Genomic DNA, 2,584 nt, shown 5'->3' on the forward strand with positions numbered 1-2,584 from the left:
CAATTCCGTGTTACGACGAGATAGAAAGCCTTCTATTTCAGATAACTTTTTCTATTCCAAATCACGCGAGTCGCCTACAAATAGCTGACAAATCTCATTAACCCACTACAGAACAATCACTACTACGACTGAAATACTTTGCGTGCGAGAATAGCAAGAGAATCCCCATCTTCGAATTCGCTAAAAACCTTTGATTCAACAACGTTAAACTCCTGCCCCATTGCTTCTTTCATCTTGGCTAAACTTCTCGGATGAAACAATAGACCATGAGTTGTTTCAGGTGCTTGAATTTTTTGCCAGACTAGATGGAAAACGAAACCTCCAGGTAAAAGCAGCTCAGCTTGACGGCGGAAAGATTGGCGCAATTCGGTATCACTTAAATGATGCATTACTTTATTGGAATATACTGCATTATACCTAGCTTCTGTTTCAATTTTTACAGCATCAAGTATTAAGCTAAGTACATCTGGTAGCCGTTTATTGAGAATATTCACGAAAGCTGGTGAATAATCAGAGCCTGTAACTCGAAATTTCTGAGCGAGAATTTCAAGATCATTACCAGGCCCCGAGCCTAACTCTAAAACAGAATCCTCAGGAGAAAGAACCTTTGAGAGCATATGCAATTGCTCAGCAGCATTATATCCATCACACATTTCAGTATATGCCTTCGCATTGTTAACATCGTGATAATAATTCATGCAGACCCCGTCGTTTAAATCATTGTAACTCATATAATTTCCTACAATTTTCTGTATTACTAACTTGCTCTTTTAAACAAATATGCAAATGGTGATTTTGTGTATGGGATCGCACGACCAGATGCTAATATATTTTCTCGTGTCATGATTTCAGGCCTCTTGGGCTTCATATAATCCTTAAGATTTTCGTCGTTGACCTCATACATTCCATTGTCTCGAAGAACGACAGCAATCAACTTAAATCTTGGATCTAAAGCCGCTAAAGCTGCATCTCCGTGGCTAGCGTTAACAAGTAAGATTCCACCTATTCTTAAAAGCTCTCCGCACGGTTCTGAAATAAAGCCTGCATAAAGAGATATTAGTAAGTCGAATTCAACTTCGTTTAACTCCAGTGAGCGATAGTCACCATGGATAAACTGTATATTTGGGTCTGAGTTCCCTTTATGCTCGAAAACTATCTGTTTAACAGTGCATTCATCAGCAAAAAAATTTGAAGCACGTTTATCAAGATCCACATATGTGACATCGTTAAAAACGAATGATGGTGAAATGTCCACATAACTACCAGGATAGAGTACTTTTCGAGGAGTCATAAAAGCACCGATCGCCTTAAACAGCTCCCAGCGATCACCTTTGTGCTTATCCTGCTCCTCCCACAAAGCTAAAGTCTTAGTCATTATTTCTTTCCTCTAGTTCTGTAAGCCAAAAATATTACGACCTGAATCTCTTTTTATTGTTTAAGCTACTAGGATTGTGTGTGGTTAATATATACAAAGACCCTGCGTTGTTTGAGTGCACAGATTGAGATAGTATCGGCTGATATTAAGATCTTGTAAAAGAACTGTAGGTTGTTATCCATGCTTCCAAAAACACCATTGCCACCCTGCTATGTAATCCACGAGCAAGGCGTAAACAGTGAAAGCTCAACCGTGTCAGTAAATCCAGACTATGGTTTGCTCTTTACTACAAAAGGCTCATTTAAAATGGAGCAAAGCTACACTACTCAATCTGTTACTGGCAGCATTACGATTGTCCCCTACGGAGTACCATATCGTTCTGTCGCGGGTTGTAATTTAGACTATTGGCTACTTGGTTTCTCTGCTGAAAGCTATGGTTTGAACGAAATGCAAGAGATAATGCGCCCCTTCGCAGAGGTTCGTTCAGGAGGTGCTCCTGTGGCTCATTTAGATGTTCCAGCTCAACAACGTATAACTTCTTGGTTTGAAGCCTTAAAACAAGAAACCAATATTGAAACAACGATGAGTAATGATGTTCAACGGAGCCTGATTGTATTGATATTAGCAGAAGTCGTTCGTGCGACGACTGTAATAGACAATAAGATCACAAAGTCGCCATTAGTCGGAAAGGCATTACACTATATTCAAAAATACAGTCTTACTCCTATATCCTTAAGTGACGTTGCGTCTGCTGTGGGTCGCACATCTCCCCATGTCGCATCAGTTGTAAAGTCAGAAACAGGTTTTACGGTCGGTATGTGGATCACTTCAGCGCGCCTAGCCAAAGCAGCGCAGCTTCTACAGTACTCAAATATGTCGGTTGAACAGATTACTACGAAAATTGGGTGGCAAGACACAACTCATTTCATCAGGCAGTTCAAAACGTTCTATGGCACAACACCTTCAAAATGGCGTAATAAGCTAAGAGACAAAAGTGAGCATTGAACATGAGTTGTATACTTCATTTAAATAACAAGGAGGTTCGTCTTCAATGACCTTGATTCTTTGTAGCATAAGAAAAGTAGGTCAAACGTCAGGTTAGCGAAGAGTTCCCTGAATGCTTCGTAACTTGTTTCGGGGCAGAAATGAGCTAGAGCTACTACTCTAATTATTCATTAGAACAAATAGCAGCGTACCAATACGATCGCT

3 protein-coding genes are annotated in these 2,584 nt (G+C 40.1%); 1 reads left to right on the forward strand and 2 read right to left on the reverse strand.

Translation table 11 applies throughout. The features are described from left to right. Nucleotides 1–122 precede the first annotated feature (122 nt). Together AB4513_RS24055 and AB4513_RS24060 are read right to left on the reverse strand one after the other, a co-directional pair. On the reverse strand, nt 123–731 hold the full coding sequence (locus AB4513_RS24055; RefSeq protein ID WP_017041545.1) for a trans-aconitate 2-methyltransferase: 609 nt from the start codon (nt 729–731) through the stop codon (nt 123–125). A gap of 26 nt (nt 732–757) precedes the next feature. Beyond that, nucleotides 758–1,375, reverse strand: a complete 618-nt coding sequence (locus AB4513_RS24060) for a hypothetical protein (RefSeq protein WP_102258275.1) — start codon at nt 1,373–1,375, stop codon at nt 758–760. A gap of 180 nt (nt 1,376–1,555) precedes the next feature. Here AB4513_RS24060 and AB4513_RS24065 point away from each other — a divergent pair, with 180 nt between their 5' ends. Beyond that, nucleotides 1,556–2,380, forward strand: coding sequence for an AraC family transcriptional regulator (locus AB4513_RS24065; RefSeq protein WP_102258276.1), 825 nt, complete (start codon nt 1,556–1,558; stop codon nt 2,378–2,380). The last annotated feature ends 204 nt before the right edge of the window (nt 2,381–2,584 follow it).

Source organism: Vibrio sp. 10N.222.54.E6 (genome assembly GCF_041473955.1).
Classification (GTDB): domain Bacteria; phylum Pseudomonadota; class Gammaproteobacteria; order Enterobacterales; family Vibrionaceae; genus Vibrio; species Vibrio tasmaniensis_A.